The following is an 18,356-nucleotide window of genomic DNA, read 5'->3' on the forward strand; positions in this document are numbered from 1 at the left end:
GGGACGGCCCCATACTGTTATTTAAGTTAAGGAGCCTGATATGTCCTGGATTATTCTTTTGATTGCCGGTTTGCTTGAAGTGGTGTGGGCGATTGGCCTGAAATACACCCACGGTTTTACCCGTTTAACGCCGAGCATCATTACGGTGACGGCGATGATTGTCAGCATTGCGCTGCTCTCATGGGCGATGCGAACGCTGCCCGTAGGGACCGCTTATGCTGTCTGGACAGGGATCGGTGCGGTCGGCGCTGCGATCACCGGCATTCTGCTGCTGGGTGAGTCTGCGAGCCCGGCGCGTATCGCCAGCCTCGCGTTAATCGTGGCAGGAATCATCGGGTTAAAAATCAGCACGCACTAATGCGGCTGTTCAATCCACATTAATTTCGACACATCAAACCCTTGCCGGGTCGCGACATCAAGCATCTGCTGTTTCATTTCGTCTGAAATGGTCGGGGTGCGAGAGAGTATCCACAAATAGTCGCGATCTGGCCCGCATACCAGCGCATGGCGATATTCTTTGTCCAGCGCGATGACGTTATAGCCACCATAGAATGGCCCGAAGAAGGACACTTTCAGGGCCGCTCTGCTTGGGTCGCCGGTAAAGTAGGCCTGGCCAACCACCTGCTGCCACATTCCGCGTTCAGGGTTATATCCTCGGTTCACCACCTGAATTCCGCCATCATCCATGGAACTGTAGGTTGCCGTCACGCGCTGTAATCCGCGCTCAAAACGGTGGTCAAATCGGGCGATTTCATACCATTTGCCAAGATAACGTTGCGAATCGAAAGGGGTGACAACGGTGACGCCCGGAGGTGGCGTCGGGGAGCTACAGGCAACAACGAGAAACGCGGCTGTCACCGCGGCGATAACAGGCAAAATACGCATAGCCATTTCCTTGCTGTTTTTTTGATAAGTGTAGATGACAGCAAGGAAAATGGGGGTAAATCGGTTATTTCAACGCGTCCAGGATACGATACGCCGCATCGACACGCGCAGGGTTAGGATAGCTTTTATTCGCCAGCATCACGATGCCGATGTTCTTTTCAGGAATAAAGGCGACGTAGCTCCCAAATCCGCCGGTTGAACCCGTCTTGTGTACCCACGAGGCTTTAACTGCGGGCGCGGGAGGATTCACTTCGACGGCCGTCAGCGGTGCCAGTGCGATTTTGTTATCGCTGCCGTCGACGACGGTTTTTGCTTTCACCGGCCAGTTCAGCATTTCCCAGCCTAAGCCCTGATACATCTCCCCGATACGCCAGTAACGTGACTGTGCCAGTTCGATTCCTTGCTTAAGCATTTCATCTTTAACGCCCGCAGGATTCATATTGGCCCGAACCCAGCTCGCCATATCTTCAATGGTCGTTTTGACGCCGTAAGATTCCGCATCAAGCATGCCGGGCGAAACGTGCACCGGTTTACCGTCACGATAGCCCCAGGCGTAATGCTTCTTCTCTGCTGCCGGGACGTTAATCCAGGTGTGATTGAGTTCCAGCGGCTGGAACACGCGTGTGGTCATCGCCTGTTCAAAATCCACCCCTGATGGCTTGACCGCCAGCATGCCGAATAAACCGATACTGGCGTTGGCGTACAGGCGTTTTGCGCCCGGCGTCCACTGCGGTTGCCAGTTTTGGTAGAAATGCAGAAGCGCCGCCTGATCGGTTACCTCATCCGGTACTTGCAGCGGCAAACCGCCTGCGGTGTAGGTAGCCAGATGCAGCAGAGTAATGCCTTTCCATTGTTTACCCGTCAGCGCAGGCCAGTATTTGCTGGCGGGATCGTCAAGCCTGATTTCACCGCGTGCGATGGCTTCGCCGCCCAGAACGCCGGTAAAGGTTTTGCTCACGGAGCCCAGCTCAAACAAGGTGTGCTGAGTGACGGGCTGATTCGCGGCGATATCTGCTTTGCCATAGACAAAATAGTGCGTCTTTCCCTGATAAATCACGGCGACGGCCATGCCCGGAATCGCCTGTTCTTTCATGAGCGGGGTCATGATGCGATTGACGGTATCAGCGATCTGTTTTTCAGTTTGAGGCGCGGCAAGCGCAGAGCATGAAGCGGTGAGCAGCAGCACGGCGCAAAGGGATTTTTTCATCTGATTCTCTTCCATAAAAAAAGCCCGCCGGGAAGGGCGGGCCGGATGAAGAACCACAATATCAGATAGTGACGATAGCCACCAAAGTTACCACGGTCAGGATCGTCGCCAGACCGTAAAATACCCATTTACCGTTGGGTACGTGGATTTTTAAATCATGCATGGCGTGATGAATACGGTGCAGTCCCAGCCACAGCGGCAGAACAATCATCAGGAAGATAAACACGCGACCAATAAAACTGCTCGCGAATGCCAGTACACGCTCGTATCCCAGTGCCTCGCCAGGGAACAGCCCCAGCGGCAGCAAAATAGCGACCAGCAGAATAATGACCGGAGCGACGATGGCGCTCCACATTCCGCCTGCGCCAAACAGACCCCAGAATACCGGCTCGTCAGAGCGCTTTGGATTTGGATTAATCACTCAGGCCTCCTTACCAGAACAGTGCGACAAACAGAACGACCGCAGTCACGACTGCCGTCACCGCCCAAAGCCCTTTAATGACCGGCTCGGGTCCCATTTTTTCGCCTTTAACAATGATATTCGCGGCTTTTGGCGCCAGCTCAAACCAGGTTTTGGTATGCAGCAGCGCGGCTGCCAGCACGATCAGGTTCAGGATCACCACCACCGGATTTTGCAGGAAACCCACAAAACCCGCCCAGGTTTCCGGACCGTGTTTCAGGGCGAACACCCCATACATCAGCTCAAGGCTGAACCAGACCGCCGGAACCGCAGTGCCTTCGCGCAGCATATAGAAGCGATAAAACGGCAGTTTTTTCCACCAGGTGGACGGCATTGGCCGCACGTAGGCTTTGCGTTTAGTCGTCATCATGCACTCCTTAGCGTGGTTTCAGGGTGGCGATAAGAAAGTCTTTCGAGCTTTCCACTTTACCCTGCTGAATGGCGGCGGCCGGATCGACATGTTTCGGGCACACTTCGGAGCAGTAGCCCACGAAAGTACAGCTCCACACGCCGTTCTGACTGTTCAACTGCGCCATACGTTCTTTCTTACCGTGGTCGCGGCTGTCTTCGTTGTAACGATGCGCCAGCGTAATCGCAGCCGGACCGATAAACTCCGGATTCAGGCCGAACTGTGGGCAGGCCGCGTAGCACAGACCGCAGTTGATACAGCCGGAAAACTGATGGTATTTCGCCATCTGCGCAGGCGTCTGGGTGTTTGGACCCTGATCCGGCGTACGCGGGTTACCGATAATATACGGCTTAATCGCTTCCAGACTTTCGATAAAGTGGGTCATATCGACCACCAGATCGCGCTCGATCGGGAAGTTGCCCAGCGCTTCGACCTTCATGCCTTTGGTGTATTCACGCAGGAACGTTTTACACGCCAGCTTCGGCACTTTGTTGACCATCATGCCGCAGGAACCGCAGATTGCCATACGGCAAGACCAGCGATAGCTCAGGTCCGGGGCCAGGTTATCTTTGATGTACCCAAGCGCATCCAGCAGGGACGTTTGCTCGTCATAAGGTACGTCATAGAAAGCGCTGTGCGGTGCGGCGTCCACTTCCGGGTTGTAGCGCACCACTTCGATTTTCAGCGTTTGCATCTCAGCCATTTGCCGTCTCCTTTTTGTCGGCTGCTTCCGCTTCTCCACCGTAAACACGTTTTGCTGGCGGCAGCGTGGTGATCTTCACATCGCTGTAGCTCAGGCGAGTCGTGCCGTCAGCGTCGCGATAAGCGAGGGTATGCTTGAGGAAATTGACGTCATCACGTTCGGTGCAGCCTTCGTCAAGACGTTGATGCGCGCCGCGCGACTCTTTACGAGCCAGCGCAGAGTGCGCCATACATTCGGCGACGTTCAGGCCGTGGCCCAGCTCGAGGGTGTAGAGCAGATCGGTATTGAACACGCTGGAGGTATCGGTAATACGCACGCGCTTGAAGCGCTCCTGCAGTTCTGCCAGCTTATCAACGGTTTTCTGCATCAGCTCTGGCGTACGGTAGATACCGCAGCCTTCTTCCATGGACAGACCCATTTCATCGCGGATCTTCGACCAGTTCTCGTTACCTTCCTGATTGACCAGCGCTTTCAGACGCTTCTCGACATCAGCCACCTGTGCGTCCAGCGCGGCGCTATTGGCCTCACCGGTTGTTGCCGCACGTTCCATCGCTTTTTCACCGGCCATGCGGCCAAAGACGACCAGCTCTGCCAGAGAGTTTGATCCGAGTCGGTTCGCGCCGTGCAAGCCGACAGAAGAACATTCGCCAACGGCAAACAGCCCTTTAATGTGGGTTTCGCACTCCTGGTTGGTTTCGATACCGCCCATGGTGTAGTGCGCGGTTGGACGAACAGGAATCGGCTCTTTTACCGGATCGACGCCGACGTAGGCTTTTGCCAGTTCACAAATGAACGGCAGACGCTCCAGCAATTTCTTCTCGCCAAGATGACGCAGGTCGAGGTAAACCACATCGCCGCGCGGCGTCGGAATGGTGTTGCCTTTGCGCCACTCGTGCCAGAACGCCTGGGACACTTTGTCGCGTGGGCCGAGTTCCATATATTTGTTTTTCGGCTCGCCAAGCGGGGTTTCAGGACCCATGCCGTAATCCTGCAGATAGCGATAGCCATCTTTATTGACCAAAATCCCGCCTTCACCGCGGCAGCCTTCCGTCATCAGAATGCCGGAACCCGGCAGACCGGTTGGGTGATACTGCACAAATTCCATATCGCGTAGCGGAACGCCGTGACGTAACGCCATGCCCATTCCGTCGCCCGTCACAATCCCGCCGTTGGTGTTGTAACGATAAACTCGACCCGCACCGCCGGTTGCCATCACCACGGCGTTCGCGCGGATTTGCATCAAGGTGCCTTCCATCATGTTCATCGCCACCAGACCGCGCGCATGACCGTCATCGACCAGAATATCCAGGACGAAGTGTTCATCGAAGCGTTGAATTTGTGGGAACTGGAGGGATGTCTGGAACAGGGTATGCAGCATGTGGAAGCCGGTTTTGTCGGCGGCAAACCATGTTCGTTCGATTTTCATGCCGCCGAAACGGCGAACGTTGACGCTGCCATCTTCACGGCGGCTCCACGGGCATCCCCACTGTTCCAGTTGCGTCATTTCGGTTGGACAATGATGAACGAAGTAGTCAACGACATCCTGTTCGCACAGCCAGTCGCCACCGGCCACCGTGTCGTGGAAATGGTATTCGAAGCTGTCATGATCCTGCGCGACGGCGGCGGATCCTCCTTCTGCGGCAACCGTGTGGCTGCGCATCGGATAGACTTTTGAAACCAGCGCGATTTTAGCATTCGGATTAGCCTGCGCTGCGGCAATAGCGGCGCGTAATCCCGCACCGCCAGCGCCTATAACGACCAGATCGGCTTGAAAAGTGTGCACGACATTCCTCCAGATTTTTGTTATTCCGCAACGCGAATGCCTTAACGGTGTTCACCTGCCCGAGGGCGATTGCGAAAGAGATTCCACTGCTCCTTTATGGGTAAAACAGTATAACCGTATGGATGTCGGGGAAATTTGACGTGTTCGATTTTTTTGCTGTTCTGTGCGCAGATTTATCATCTTGATTGATGAATTGTGTCACGGAATCACGCGGTCGGCTGAATCGAGAGAATTTAGTGTGCAAAATTTGTCACTCCCGACGCTTACGAGTAGACTTCGTGCCCTTGTCTGAAATCGGAGAAAGTCTCATGAGCGAAACGGCCACCTGGCAGCCGAGCGCATCCATCCCAAACCTGTTAAAACGCGCGGCAATTATGACGGAAATCCGTCGTTTCTTTGCTGACCGTGGCGTACTGGAGGTGGAAACGCCGTGCATGAGCCAGGCGACGGTAACCGATATTCATCTGGTGCCGTTTGAAACCCGTTTCGTGGGGCCTGGCCACTCGCAGGGGATGAACCTCTACATGATGACCAGCCCGGAATATCACATGAAACGCCTGCTGGCGGCGGGCTGTGGGCCGGTTTATCAGCTGTGTCGCAGCTTCCGTAATGAAGAGATGGGGCGTCACCACAATCCGGAATTTACCATGCTGGAGTGGTATCGCCCGCATTACGACATGTATCGTCTGATGAACGAAGTGGACGACTTGCTGCAACAGGTGCTGGATTGCGCTGGAGCAGAAACCCTGTCGTATCAGCAGGTCTTCCAGCGTCATCTGGAAATCGATCCGCTGTCGGCAGATAAAACGCAGCTGCGCGAAGCGGCAGCAAAGCTGGATCTCAGCAACGTCGCGGACACGGAAGAAGATCGCGATACCTTATTGCAGCTGCTGTTTGCTTTTGGCGTTGAACCGCACATTGGCAAAGATCGCCCGACTTTTGTTTATCACTTCCCGGCAAGCCAGGCGTCGCTGGCGCAGATCAGCACCGAAGATCACCGCGTCGCCGAGCGTTTTGAGGTGTATTACAAAGGTATTGAGCTGGCGAATGGTTTCCATGAACTGACGGATGCCCGCGAGCAGCAGCAGCGTTTTGATCAGGATAACCGCAAGCGCGCCGCACGCGGATTGCCGCAGCAGCCTATTGATACGAATTTACTGGAAGCGTTGAAAGCCGGGCTTCCGGATTGCTCCGGCGTGGCGCTGGGCGTCGATCGTCTGGTGATGCTGGCGCTGGGGGCTGAGCAACTGGCGGACGTGATCGCCTTTACGGTCGATCGGGCCTAGCCAAAAGCAAAACGGCAACTCAGTTGCCGTTTTTAGTATTTTCTCCCTCTCCCGTGGGAGAGGGCTAGTGTGACGGCATCAGACCGCACCGACCTTCCCGCATCACACCTTACAAACTTCCTGCCGGGCGTTTTCGCGTTGCCGACGACAGTGTTCTACCCGTTTTACGCCCATCGAGAGTTTCCAGACGCATCTGGAACGGTGGGAACGGCATATCAATCCCGTGTTCACGGAAGCCCGCCAGAATAAGCTGATGGATTTCGTGGCGCAGCGGCATACGGTGTCCCATTTCAGCGGCGTAGATACGCAGCTCGAAAATCTGAATCCCCTGCTGTAAATCCACCAGGAACACTTCCGGCGCTGGATTATCAATCACCAGCGAGCAGCGCTCCGCCGCCGTGTACAGAATCTGCGTCACCTCTTCGCTGTTGGCATCCGATGGCGCAGGCACGGTGAGCACCACGCGCGTCACGGAGTCGGAGAGGGACCAGTTGATAAACTGTTCGGTGATAAACGCTTTGTTCGGCACGATGATCTCTTTGCGATCCCAGTCGCTGATCGTCGTGGCGCGGGTGTTGATCTTGGTAATGCTGCCGGTCAGATCGCGGATCGTCACGGTGTCGCCAATACGTATTGGTTTCTCGAACAAGATGATCAGACCCGAGATAAAGTTGGCGAATATCTCCTGTAAGCCGAAGCCTAACCCGACACCCAGCGCGGCGACCAGCCATTGCAGCTTCGACCATTCAATACCTATCATCGAAAAGCCCATCAGCGCGCCAAACAGCAAGATCAGATATTTAGTGATCGTGGTGATGGCGTACCCGGTGCCGGGGGTCAAATCCAGATGCTGCAACAGCGCCAGTTCCAGCAGGGCTGGGAAATTTCGCACCAGTTGGGTAGTGATAATCAGGACCAGAATCGCGATCAGCACTGCACCGAGGGTTATCGGTTCAATGCTTTCGACACCCTGAACGGTCGAGGTGGCATCCCACAGCGAAATGTTCTCCAGGAAGCCAAACGCCGAGTGGATTTCCGACCACAGAACGATGACCGACAACAGCGCGATCAGCATCAGGATGGATCGCACCAGGCGCAGAGACTGGGTACTGATGGCGTCAAGATCCAGCTCGACTTCATCGACATCCATATTGCCTTCTGTACTACTGGTGCTATGCGGATCTTCTTCACCGCGCGCACGCTGGGCAAGAATTTCGGCTCGGCGATGCTTAGCACGATCAAAAGCCAGTCGGCGGCGCTGAATCAGCATCCAACGACGGATAACGTGATACACCACCAACAGCAGGAACCAGATCGCGACCGACGTTTCCAGACGCGCCAGCAGCGCCTGCGCGGTGGCGAGATACCCCACGGCGGCAGCCAGAATTGCCGCCAGCGGGGCGCTAAGCAGCAGGTTCCACAGCATGCGGTTCACCATGTTGTCGCCGCTGCCGGTCTTGTCGACATACAGCGGAATGCCTGCGCGCTTGAGACTTAGTGTGACCATCGCCAGCGCGCCGCAGATCAGCATAAAGCACAGCCGTCCGAGCGAGCCCGAAAATTCACGGTCGTTCAGATTATCGAACATAATCAGCGCCATAATCAGCGGCACAATCAGTCCGATGCTCATCAGGTAATAGCGCATCGCGCGCGACACACGCTGGCGCGGCCAGGCAAAGTGGGCGATAAACAGGCCATTGGGGCGAGCAAAGGTGGCGCAAATCATCACCACCCATAGCAGCGGAACCGTGGCGGTTACACCATCGCCAATCGCCACGGCCAGCGGATATGGCCACGCTTCTCGCAGGCCATAGCCCAGCGTCATCCACAGAACCGGCAGCGGTGACGCCACCAGAATCGACCAGAAAACGGTGCGCAGCGTGAGCCAGAAGTGGTCCTGCGTCACTTTACCGACGCGGGAGCTGGAACGTTCCAGGAACCGCGTGAAATGCCGGCGCGAGTAAATACTAAATCCAACCAGGATCAGTGCGCCCAGCAGCGGGAAGATGGTCTCTTTGCTGGTGAGAATCATGACACCGGCTTTGCCCACCTGACCAAAGGTATCCAGTGAAATCAAACGACGCAGATCCTGCACGATATCAATTGGCCAGGAGAAGGTCATGGGCCGAACATCGGAGGTCCAGAAAAGGTAGCGATGCGTCGCCTCGTTGACTTCTTTCAGCGCGTCTTCAAGCTGGCTATTGGAAACTTTCAGCTTGGTCAGTTCGAGAATGAGCGTATCACCACCCTGTAACAGCGAGTTCAGCAGTTCGCGTTGGGTACGCAGTTGCGCTTCCAGAATGCGGTTTTGCTCGCTGGTCAACGGCTTACCATCCGCCTGCTTAAGCTGGCGAATTTGCGGCTGTTTGTTGAGTAGATCTTCAAAACGCAGGCGCTGAACGCGCAATTGCGCCATTTCGGTGTCCAGCTGCTGCGGCTTTGGCATTTCAGGCAGACGCGAAACCTGCGCACGTAATGCTTCGCCGAGTAAATTCGATGAGCCGAGCCACTGCGATTGCTCGCGCAATGTGTTCAGGGCCTGTCGGACCTGCAACGTCTGATTGGTGGCCTGGCGCTGCTGAGAGGCCACCAGATCCATGCGTTGAGCCTGCTGGTTGAGCGCGGCGGACAGCTCACGGTTAATTTTGAACTGATCGACGATGCCCGCAGGCAGGTTTTCGCTGTTTTCGGCCAGCAGTTCGGTGCTCTCCAGCGCGCGCTCGGCTTCACGCTGGCGTTGACTGTTCAACTGATTACGCAGGGCTTGCAGATAGGCATCAAGCTGCTGGCTCTGTTTTTGCGCCAGTTCTGAACGCATACGCGCCAGTTCCTGACGGTTATTGGCCGACAACTGGGCGAGTTCGAGCTCATCAACTTGTGCTTTTAGTTTGGCTGACTCTGCCTGCAAACTGAGATTTTGCGGGGTATTGCCTGGCTGCGCACCGGTCCGGCGTTCAATTTCATTTAACTGGCGACGGGCATCGGTTTGCTGTTGCGGCAGTTGGCTTAGGGAATCCGCGATTTCGCGGGCGCGCTCTTGTTCCTGCTGGGCCTGACGACTTTTTTCCAGCAACTGGCTACTGACCTGAAGGATTTCCTGGTTCAGGGCGTCGGACGTCATACCCAAAGGGGCATCACGCGGCTCGTCGCGCAGATTAGTCAGCTGCGAACGCAACGTTTGCGAGAGTTTAGGGAAGTTATCAATAACTTGTTGATACTGCTGCGCACGCTCAAGAGAGCCTTTACGTTCTTCAAGCGCATTCAGGGCGGCCTGGAGCGACTCAACGGTCTCGGGCTGAGCGGGTTTTGCCGCTTTAGCCTGTTCCAGTTCCTGGGTGATTTGTTTGGCGTCAGGGGCTGTTGCTGCATACGCCCCCACACTGAGGCACCAGGCCATCAGAAAAATAATTATCAGGCGCACGTCAGCGGTTCCTTCATACATTTTTTACTTCAGGCTGCCGATTGGCTCAGCGCAGCCTGAAGGGTATGCGTATGTTTTAGACTGGGTCTTTACTGTCGTCAACCAGCGGGCTGGCGTCGTGTTCAGCGTTGATCTCTTCTTCTGCCAGCGGTGCAGGTTCTGCATCCGGCGTTACGAAGGTTTCGGTAGAGATAGCCAGCGGTTGACCAATCTTAGTCACGGACAGGCTTTTCAGCGACTCCACCAGGCTAACTTTGCCCGGGGCGAACAGGTTAATCACCGTTGAACCGAGTTTGAATCGACCCATTTCCTGGCCTTTCAGCAGGGCGACAGACCCTTCGCTTTCTCCAGCCGGCCAGGTCCAGCGTTTGATGACGCCTTCACGCGGTGGAGTAATCGTGCCAGCCCATACGGTTTCGATGCTGCCCACAATCGTCGCACCTACCAGAATCTGGGCCATCGGACCGAATTCAGTATCAAACAGGCAGATGACGCGCTCGTTACGGGCGAACAGGTTCGGTACATTTTGCGCGGTCAGATGATTGACGGAGAACAGATCGCCCGGCACATAGATCATCTCGCGCAGGATGCCGTTGCATGGCATATGTACGCGGTGATAGTCACGCGGTGACAAGTAAGTGGTCACAAACGAGCCGTTACGGAACAGATCCGCCATCAGATAGTTTCCTGCCAGCAGGGCTTCCATGCTGTAGTCATGGCCTTTGGCCTGCAGGATTTTGTCTTCTTCAATCTTGCCGAGCTGACTGATTACGCCGTCAGCCGGCATCACCAGCACGTTGGGATCGGTATTCAGCGGGCGAACTTCATCACGCAGTGGGCGCACGAAAAAATCGTTAAAGGAGCGATAGCTGGCAGTATCCGGCTTCTGCGCTTCTTTCATATCGACCTTGTAGTATTTAACGAACAGATCGATAACCAGCTTCGTTAACCAACCCGCTCGTTTGCTCGCGCCCCAACCCGCCAGGCGGGTGAGCCATAGTTTCGGCAGAATGTATTGAAGCGAAAGTTTAAATGAGTTTAACAAGGTAGCCTCCAGGCCATTGTTTTGTCGTTCCTGATCCGGCTTAACGCAGCCGGAACCTGAAAAAAGGGGACGATTTTAGCGACGCTTAGCTTAGTTGTCAGTTATCAGAATCAGAAAAGTTTTTACGTGTTTTTACCTGATCCATGCTTTCGAGAATGTGGTGATAGTTGTAAAAGCGTGTCTCCGCAATTTTGCCGTCTTCAACTGCCTGACGAATGGCGCAGCCAGGGTCATTGTCGTGTTTGCAGTCGCGGTATTTGCAAGCGCCTAAATATTCATGGAATTCGACAAATCCGTTGAAGATTTGTTCCGGTTCAAGATGCCACAGACCAAACTCACGTACGCCGGGGGAGTCGATCACATCGCCGCCGTGCGGGAAATGATACAGGCGAGAAGCCGTGGTGGTGTGCTGGCCCAGACCCGAGTTGTCCGAAACATCGTTAGTGAGGATCTCTTCCTGTAACCCCAGCAGGTTGTTCAGCAGGCTGGATTTACCCACGCCAGACTGGCCCGCAAAAATGCTGATACGATCTGTCAGCGCTTCTTCAAGCGGCTTCAGGCCATCTTTCTTATGGCTCGACACCATCAGCACGCGATAGCCAATCTTCCGGTATATATCCATCTGCTCATTCACAAAACGCATGCCTTCGTCGTCGAGCAGATCGATTTTGTTAAGAACGATCAATGGCTCGACTTCAAGCGTTTCGCAGGCAACAAGATAGCGGTCGATAATATTGAGTGAAAGTTCGGGTAAAATCGCCGAAACAATCACGATTTGATTGATGTTGGCGGCGATAGGTTTAACGCCGTCGTAAAAATCAGGACGATTGAGCACCGATGTGCGCTCATGAACCGCTTCGACGATCCCTTTTACTCGGACGCCCTCAGCGGCTGCTTTTCCCGGTCGCCAAACGACGCGGTCGCCGGTCACCAGCGATCGGATGGTGCGGCGGATGTTGCAGCGGTGAACGCCACCGTCGGCGGCTTCTACGTCAGCATGCATGCCGAAACGGCTTATGACCATGCCTTCAGTGGGCTCGCCAAACAGATTGTCGTCGTAATCGGGTTTCTCCGAAGTGGTTTTAAGACGGCGTTCATGGTTGGCATTTACGCGGCGCTGTTGCCCTTTGGAGAGTTTATTTTTACTCAATCGTGCTGGCTCCTGGTCGCCCATAACGGGCAAAACCTCTATGATACACACTAATTAATACTAGTTAACCAGCTACAGCCGGTTATGCGAGAAGGGTGGAAAATAACATGAGCGCAGATGAAAACAACCTGATTTGGATCGATCTGGAAATGACCGGCCTTGATCCCGAGCGCGATCGCATCATTGAGATCGCGACGCTGGTGACCGATGCCAACCTGAATATTCTGGCTGAAGGCCCGACGATTGCGGTGCATCAGTCCGATGAGCAGCTGGCGCTGATGGATGACTGGAACGTGCGGACTCATACTGGCAGCGGGCTAGTGGAGCGAGTGAAAGCCAGCACCCAAGGCGATCGCGAAGCGGAGCTGGCAACGATTGAGTTCCTGAAACAGTGGATTCCAGCGGGCAAATCGCCGATTTGCGGTAACAGCATTGGGCAAGACCGCCGCTTCCTGTTTAAGTACATGCCGGAACTGGAAGCGTATTTCCACTACCGTTATCTGGACGTGAGCACGTTGAAAGAGTTGGCGCGTCGCTGGAAGCCGGAAATTTTAGACGGCTTTAAGAAGCAAGGAACGCATCAGGCGATGGACGACATTCGCGAGTCAGTGGCCGAACTGGCGTTTTACCGCGAGAATTTCATTAAGCTTTGATTTTTATGCCCGGTACGCTTGCGCGGCCGGGTATTTGCCGTTAAATTGTCCAGCTTGCCGATTAATTAATCACTTGAACGTGATTTTAAAAAAATCGCTTTCAGGGGGGTTGCAGCTAAAAGGATTTCTCGTATAATGCGCCTCCCGTAACGACAGAGAATTACGCGTTACGACAGCAGCAAAAGCAGTAGCAAATTTGCGGGAATAGCTCAGTTGGTAGAGCACGACCTTGCCAAGGTCGGGGTCGCGAGTTCGAGTCTCGTTTCCCGCTCCAAAATTTGAAAAGTGCTTTTTAAGCACGTACCAACCAACCAATCGAAGAATTTTGAGTCGCTATCATACGGCAGCTTAAAAGACATAGATTATGCGGGAATAGCTCAGTTGGTAGAGCACGACCTTGCCAAGGTCGGGGTCGCGAGTTCGAGTCTCGTTTCCCGCTCCAAAATTTGAAAGTGCTTTTAAGCACGTACCAACCAATCAAAGAATTTTGAGTCGCTATCATACGGCAGCTTAAAAGACATAGATTAAGCGGGAATAGCTCAGTTGGTAGAGCACGACCTTGCCAAGGTCGGGGTCGCGAGTTCGAGTCTCGTTTCCCGCTCCAAATTTTTCTCCAGTCTCCAGATTATCCACAGCGAATTCCTTCGTTGGGGGCATTTTCTATTGTATTTGAAATATTCTTGTAAACAGAGTTATCCACAGTTAATAGCGCTTTAGCGAAACGACCAAACGCTTCGCAGGGTGAAGGGTTATTTTTTAACTGCATGAATAATATCAATAAAATTTCATTTCAAAATGTTATCCAGATCACTTGACCTGTTTGCAAAGCCTGATGGTATCTGGCTTGGTAATTTTATTCACAGGCTGTGAATATATCAGGCGTCGCGGATAAGCCCTTTTTCGATCACTCTGACCAGTCGCTGTTTCTTCGGTAATTGCACCTCGACCACGCAGGCATTTCGCTTCTCGATTTGCTGCGCAATAGCCCATTCTATGTGCTCATCGAGAAGTGGGTGCTCACCTCTGCGACTTTCCAGCGCCGTAATATTCGCTTCATCCCAGGAGGCGTTTCCTAATGCAACGGCAATATTTCGCAGCCAGCGCAGATGACCAATGCGTCGAATCGCAGACCCTTCCGTTATCCGCAGGAAATAAGCTTCGTCCCAGGCGAATAACTCGATGAGCTTTGGCGCGTGCAGGGCTTTTCGTGGGCTGAAATCGTCTTCATCAGTCAGCTGCGAGTAGCGATTCCACGGGCAAATCAGCTGGCAATCATCGCAGCCGTAAATTCGGTTACCGATAAGAGGTCGAAACGCTTCCGGAATTGCGCCTTCCAGTTCGATAGTGAGATACGAGATGCAGCGACGTGCATCAACGGTGTAAGGCTCAACAATCGCACCCGTCGGGCAAATCGTCATGCAGGCCACGCAACGCCCGCAACCTTCTTCAACCGGGCCATCAACGGGCAGCGGTAAATCAATCAGCAATTCGCCGAGAAAAAAGAATGAACCCGCATCACGGCTGAGAATAAGTGAGTGCTTACCTGTCCATCCCAGGCCTGCTTTTTCGGCGATTGGGCGCTCAAGAATAGGCGCAGAGTCGACAAAGGGTCTAAAATTCAGCGAGCCACAATGCTCCTGGATGGTCTCCCCGAGTTTTTTGAGTCGGTTACGCAGAAGTTTGTGGTAGTCACGCCCCAGGGCGTAACGGCTGACGTAACCCAGCGACGGATCTTTTAGCGTGCGGGCAAACGCCGCGTTGGCGGGAAGATAGTTCATGCGAACGCTGATGACGCGCAAGGTTCCCGGCAATAGTTCATGAGGGCGCGCGCGCATCATACCGTGGCGCGCCATCCACTCCATTTCGCCGTGGTATTGTTTGTCCAGCCAGGCCTGCAGTTTTGGCTCGCTCGCGGAAAGATCGGTATCGGTGATACCGACTTTCTGGAAGCCAAGCTCAGCGCCCCACTGTTTAATGTTTTGCGCTAACTGATTGAGATCGAGGGGCTGTGACATGACGGACCATACAATGAAGAAAATCCCCATCAGTATACCACATTCCATTTGGCCTGCGGATGACCTCCGTCGCGCTGAAAAAGAGGCCGCAGACAGCCTGGGTATCACGCTGTATGAACTGATGCTCCGTGCCGGCGAGGCGGCGTTTTCCGTGGCGCGAGAGACGTGTCCCGGGGCACAACATTGGCTGATTCTGTGCGGGCACGGCAACAACGGCGGCGATGGTTATGTGGTCGCGCGTCTGGCCGTTGCCGCTGGTCTGCGCGTCACGCTGCTGGCCATCGAAAGTGAAAAACCGCTGCCGGAAGAGGCGAGCGAAGCTCGTGAGGCGTGGCTGAATGCGGGTGGGGAGATTCATGCTGCCGATATCATCTGGCCAGAAGGGATTGATCTGATTGTTGATGGGTTACTGGGGACGGGGCTCAGGCAGGCTCCACGCGAAACAATCGCAACGCTCATCGATAAAGCGAATGCGCATCCGGCTCCTGTCATTGCGCTGGATATTCCGTCGGGTCTGATTGCCCAGACGGGTGCCACGCCGGGTGCAGTCATTAACGCAAAGCTTACCGTTACGTTTATTGCGCTCAAGCCTGGATTACTGACCGGCAAAGCCCGCGATGTGGTGGGAAAACTTCATCACCATGCGCTGGGGCTTGAAAGCTGGCTTGCCGGACAAGAACCGCCCATCTCACGCCTGGATGCGAATCAGCTTGAGGCGTGGCTACCGCCGCGCCGTCCTACGTCGAACAAGGGCGATCACGGCAAGCTGGTGATTATTGGCGGCGATCACGGCACTGCGGGTGCGATTCGTATGACCGGAGAGGCCGCGCTGCGTGCGGGAGCCGGCCTGGTCCGAGTGCTAACGCGCATCGAAAATATCCCTCCCATTATTACCGCTCGCCCTGAACTGATGGCTCATGAACTGACGCCAGAATCTCTTGATGCGAGCCTGGAGTGGGCCGATGTGGTGGTCATTGGCCCTGGATTGGGACAACAAGCGTGGGGCAAGAAAGCGCTACAAAAGGTCGAGAATTGTCGTAAACCGATGCTGTGGGATGCCGACGCGCTTAACCTTCTGGCAATCAATCCTGATAAACGTCACAATCGCATCCTGACGCCACACCCCGGCGAAGCCGCGCGGCTGCTTAGCTGCAGCGTCGCAGAAATTGAAAACGATCGCTTACTTTCTGCGCAGCGTCTGGTAAAACGTTACGGAGGTGTTGCAGTTTTAAAAGGGGCGGGCACGATTGTGGCCTGTGAGTCCGGCGCGCTCAGCATTATTGACGCGGGCAATGCGGGAATGGCGAGTGGCGGAATGGGCGATGTGCTCTCCGGTATTATCGGCGCATTGCTGGGACAACAATTTAATTCTTATGAAGCAGCCAGCGTAGGCTGCGTGGTCCACGGGGAGGCAGCAGATAAGCTGGCTGTTCGCTACGGAACGCGCGGTATGCTGGCCACCGATCTTTTTGACACGCTGCGGCGTGTTGTTAACCCAGATGTGATTGACGTAGAAAATGACTAATCGAGTGATGGCTTTACCCGACGAGCAGGCAACTTTGGATCTTGGCAAGCGCATGGCGCAGGCCTGTGAGGGCGCGACCGTCATTTATTTGTACGGTGATTTGGGGGCGGGTAAAACAACGTTTAGCCGGGGCTTTTTGCAGGCTCTTGGCCATAAAGGGAACGTGAAAAGCCCGACTTACACGCTCGTTGAACCCTATACTCTCGACAATCTGATGGTGTACCACTTCGATCTTTACCGTCTTGCGGACCCTGAGGAGCTGGAATTTATGGGGATCCGTGACTATTTTGCCAACGATGCCATTTGCCTGGTGGAGTGGCCGCAACAAGGTGCGGGTGTGTTGCCTGACCCGGATGTCGAAATTCACTTAGATTACCAGGCTCAAGGGCGTGAGGCACGCATCAGTGCAGTTTCCTCATCAGGTAATTCCTTGCTGGCGCGTTTAGCTGGCTGAACTCAGGGATAACGGGATGATTAATCGCGTTAAAGGTTGGTTGTTAGCTGCAACGGTTCTGCTGTGCGCGCAGGCCGGAGCCGCAAGTTTATCGGATATTCAGGTCTCCAACGGTGATTCGCAGGCGCGGATCACCTTCAGTTTTATGGGCGATCCGGATTATGCGTTTTCACAGGTTGATAAGCGCAGCGTTGCGCTGGATATTAAACAAACTGGCGTGATTCAAGGCCTGCCGCTGCAATTTAGCGGTAATAACCTGGTCAAAAGTATTCGTTCCGGCATGGCAAAAGATGCTCAGTCTTTACGGCTGGTGGTCGATCTTACCCAAAACGGTAAAACCCGCGCCGTGAAGCAGCAAAACGGTGCGAATTATACCGTGGTCTTTACGATCAATGCTGATGTTCCGCCGCCTCCACCGCCACCGCCTGTCGTGGCGAAACGCGTTGAAGCGCCGATTGTTGCACCGCGTCCGTCTGAACCTGCGCGTAATCCGTTTAAAGCGGAAAACGATCGCATAACCAGCGTCACCAGCAGCAATACGGTCACGCGCCCTGCGGCTCGCGCTCGTCCTGCCACGAATACCAACGGTGAGAAAGTGATTATCGCCATTGATGCGGGGCACGGCGGGCAAGATCCTGGCGCAATTGGCCCAAGTGGGATGCGTGAGAAAAATGTCACGATCGCGATTGCGCGCAAACTGCGTGAACTCTTGAATGATGACCCGATGTTTAAAGGCGTAATGACCCGCGATGGCGATTACTTTATCTCCGTCATGGGGCGTTCTGACGTTGCACGCAAGCAAAACGCTAACTTCCTGGTGTCAATTCATGCGGATGCTGCGCCAAATCGCAGCGCGACCGGCGCGTCCGTTTGGGTGTTGTCGAATCGCCGCGCCAACAGCGAGATGGCGAACTGGCTGGAAGAGCATGAGAAACAGTCTGAACTGTTGGGTGGCGCAGGTGATGTGCTGGCAAACAGTCAGTCCGACCCGTATCTCAGCCAGGCGGTGCTGGATTTACAATTCGGTCATTCCCAGCGCGTCGGGTATGATGTGGCCACTAATGTGATAAGCCAGTTGCAGCGTGTGGGCGCAATCCACAAACGCCGTCCAGAGCATGCCAGCCTTGGCGTGTTGCGTTCGCCGGATATCCCGTCGATTCTGGTCGAAACCGGTTTTATCAGTAATAACGGCGAAGAGCGCCTGCTGGCGAGCGACAGTTACCAGCAGGAAATCGCCGATGCTATTTACAACGGTCTGCGCAATTACTTTGCGTCACATCCGTTACAGTCAGCGCCGCAAGGGGGCGGGGGACAAACTGCCAGTGCAGCCCTCCCCGGTGAGATGAGCGCGACCCACTAA

The 18,356-nt window shown here is 54.6% G+C and carries 16 protein-coding genes and 3 tRNA genes; 9 read left to right on the plus strand and 10 right to left on the minus strand.

All coding sequences use genetic code 11. From position 1 onward, the window contains the following. Positions 1 to 40: 40 nt before the first annotated feature. Complete coding sequence (gene sugE, locus AC0LWE_RS16320) at positions 41 to 358, plus strand: quaternary ammonium compound efflux SMR transporter SugE (protein ID WP_011915598.1); 318 nt, start codon at positions 41 to 43, stop codon at positions 356 to 358. Here the strand turns inward: sugE and AC0LWE_RS16325 are convergent. The 6 genes from AC0LWE_RS16325 to frdA form a co-directional block, all read right to left on the minus strand. Continuing rightward, positions 355 to 885, minus strand: coding sequence for a lipocalin family protein (locus AC0LWE_RS16325; protein WP_131486886.1), 531 nt, complete (start codon positions 883 to 885; stop codon positions 355 to 357). The two genes, sugE and AC0LWE_RS16325, sit on opposite strands and share 4 nt — an antisense overlap. 64 nt (positions 886 to 949) lie before the next feature. After that, the gene (gene blaLAQ / locus AC0LWE_RS16330) at positions 950 to 2,092 is read right to left on the minus strand and encodes an LAQ family class C beta-lactamase (protein ID WP_219347142.1); all 1,143 of its coding nucleotides are present in this window, start codon (positions 2,090 to 2,092) and stop codon (positions 950 to 952) included. Positions 2,093 to 2,153: 61 nt separating this feature from the next. Beyond that, the gene (gene frdD / locus AC0LWE_RS16335; RefSeq protein ID WP_011915601.1) at positions 2,154 to 2,513 is read right to left on the minus strand and encodes a fumarate reductase subunit FrdD; all 360 of its coding nucleotides are present in this window, start codon (positions 2,511 to 2,513) and stop codon (positions 2,154 to 2,156) included. Positions 2,514 to 2,523: 10 nt separating this feature from the next. Next, complete coding sequence (frdC, locus tag AC0LWE_RS16340; RefSeq protein ID WP_059179917.1) at positions 2,524 to 2,919, minus strand: fumarate reductase subunit FrdC; 396 nt, start codon at positions 2,917 to 2,919, stop codon at positions 2,524 to 2,526. Between the two features lie 10 nt (positions 2,920 to 2,929). Then, a complete protein-coding gene (gene frdB / locus AC0LWE_RS16345; protein ID WP_059179918.1) occupies positions 2,930 to 3,664 on the minus strand; it encodes a fumarate reductase iron-sulfur protein in 735 nt (244 codons plus the stop codon). Next, positions 3,657 to 5,447 carry a fumarate reductase (quinol) flavoprotein subunit gene (frdA, locus tag AC0LWE_RS16350; RefSeq protein WP_202668053.1) on the minus strand — a complete coding sequence of 597 codons (1,791 nt, stop codon included), beginning with the start codon at positions 5,445 to 5,447 and terminating at the stop codon, positions 3,657 to 3,659. Before frdA ends, frdB begins: the two co-directional genes overlap by 8 nt. A 308-nt stretch (positions 5,448 to 5,755) precedes the next feature. On the opposite strand from frdA, the gene epmA reads away from it, so the two are divergent. Further along, on the plus strand, positions 5,756 to 6,733 hold the full coding sequence (gene epmA / locus AC0LWE_RS16355) for an elongation factor P--(R)-beta-lysine ligase (protein ID WP_059179920.1): 978 nt from the start codon (positions 5,756 to 5,758) through the stop codon (positions 6,731 to 6,733). Between the two features lie 109 nt (positions 6,734 to 6,842). On the opposite strand, the gene mscM is transcribed toward epmA, so the two are convergent. The 3 genes from mscM to rsgA all read right to left on the minus strand — a co-directional run bounded on the left by mscM (position 6,843) and on the right by rsgA (position 12,349). Beyond that, the gene (gene mscM / locus AC0LWE_RS16360; protein ID WP_219347727.1) at positions 6,843 to 10,154 is read right to left on the minus strand and encodes a miniconductance mechanosensitive channel MscM; all 3,312 of its coding nucleotides are present in this window, start codon (positions 10,152 to 10,154) and stop codon (positions 6,843 to 6,845) included. A gap of 76 nt (positions 10,155 to 10,230) precedes the next feature. Continuing rightward, entirely contained in the window at positions 10,231 to 11,199 is a 969-nt protein-coding gene (asd, locus tag AC0LWE_RS16365; protein ID WP_219347141.1) for an archaetidylserine decarboxylase, read from the minus strand. A 97-nt stretch (positions 11,200 to 11,296) separates the two neighbouring features. Then, positions 11,297 to 12,349, minus strand: coding sequence for a small ribosomal subunit biogenesis GTPase RsgA (rsgA, locus tag AC0LWE_RS16370; protein ID WP_072241920.1), 1,053 nt, complete (start codon positions 12,347 to 12,349; stop codon positions 11,297 to 11,299). Positions 12,350 to 12,456: 107 nt separating this feature from the next. Here rsgA and orn point away from each other — a divergent pair, with 107 nt between their 5' ends. The 4 genes from orn (at position 12,457) to AC0LWE_RS16390 (ending at position 13,606) form a co-directional block, all read left to right on the plus strand. After that, positions 12,457 to 13,002 carry an oligoribonuclease gene (gene orn, locus AC0LWE_RS16375; RefSeq protein WP_174342720.1) on the plus strand — a complete coding sequence of 182 codons (546 nt, stop codon included), beginning with the start codon at positions 12,457 to 12,459 and terminating at the stop codon, positions 13,000 to 13,002. A gap of 198 nt (positions 13,003 to 13,200) precedes the next feature. Further along, positions 13,201 to 13,276: transfer RNA gene (locus AC0LWE_RS16380), tRNA-Gly, on the plus strand. 92 nt (positions 13,277 to 13,368) lie between these two features. Continuing rightward, positions 13,369 to 13,444 (plus strand) — tRNA-Gly (locus AC0LWE_RS16385). Between the two features lie 86 nt (positions 13,445 to 13,530). Beyond that, positions 13,531 to 13,606 (plus strand) — tRNA-Gly (locus AC0LWE_RS16390). Between the two features lie 271 nt (positions 13,607 to 13,877). Here AC0LWE_RS16390 and queG read toward each other — a convergent pair. Next, the gene (queG, locus tag AC0LWE_RS16395) at positions 13,878 to 15,017 is read right to left on the minus strand and encodes a tRNA epoxyqueuosine(34) reductase QueG (protein WP_131486889.1); all 1,140 of its coding nucleotides are present in this window, start codon (positions 15,015 to 15,017) and stop codon (positions 13,878 to 13,880) included. Between queG and nnr the strand changes: the two genes are divergently transcribed. Genes nnr through amiB form a run of 3 tightly spaced genes read left to right on the plus strand, consistent with a single transcriptional unit; the run spans position 15,016 to position 18,356 of the window. Continuing rightward, entirely contained in the window at positions 15,016 to 16,542 is a 1,527-nt protein-coding gene (gene nnr, locus AC0LWE_RS16400) for a bifunctional ADP-dependent NAD(P)H-hydrate dehydratase/NAD(P)H-hydrate epimerase (protein WP_219347140.1), read from the plus strand. The genes queG and nnr overlap by 2 nt on opposite strands. Continuing rightward, complete coding sequence (tsaE, locus tag AC0LWE_RS16405) at positions 16,535 to 16,996, plus strand: tRNA (adenosine(37)-N6)-threonylcarbamoyltransferase complex ATPase subunit type 1 TsaE (RefSeq protein ID WP_202668049.1); 462 nt, start codon at positions 16,535 to 16,537, stop codon at positions 16,994 to 16,996. Before nnr ends, tsaE begins: the two co-directional genes overlap by 8 nt. A 16-nt stretch (positions 16,997 to 17,012) precedes the next feature. After that, positions 17,013 to 18,356, plus strand: coding sequence for an N-acetylmuramoyl-L-alanine amidase AmiB (gene amiB, locus AC0LWE_RS16410; protein WP_219347139.1), 1,344 nt, complete (start codon positions 17,013 to 17,015; stop codon positions 18,354 to 18,356).

This window comes from Lelliottia sp. RD5 (assembly GCF_056032945.1).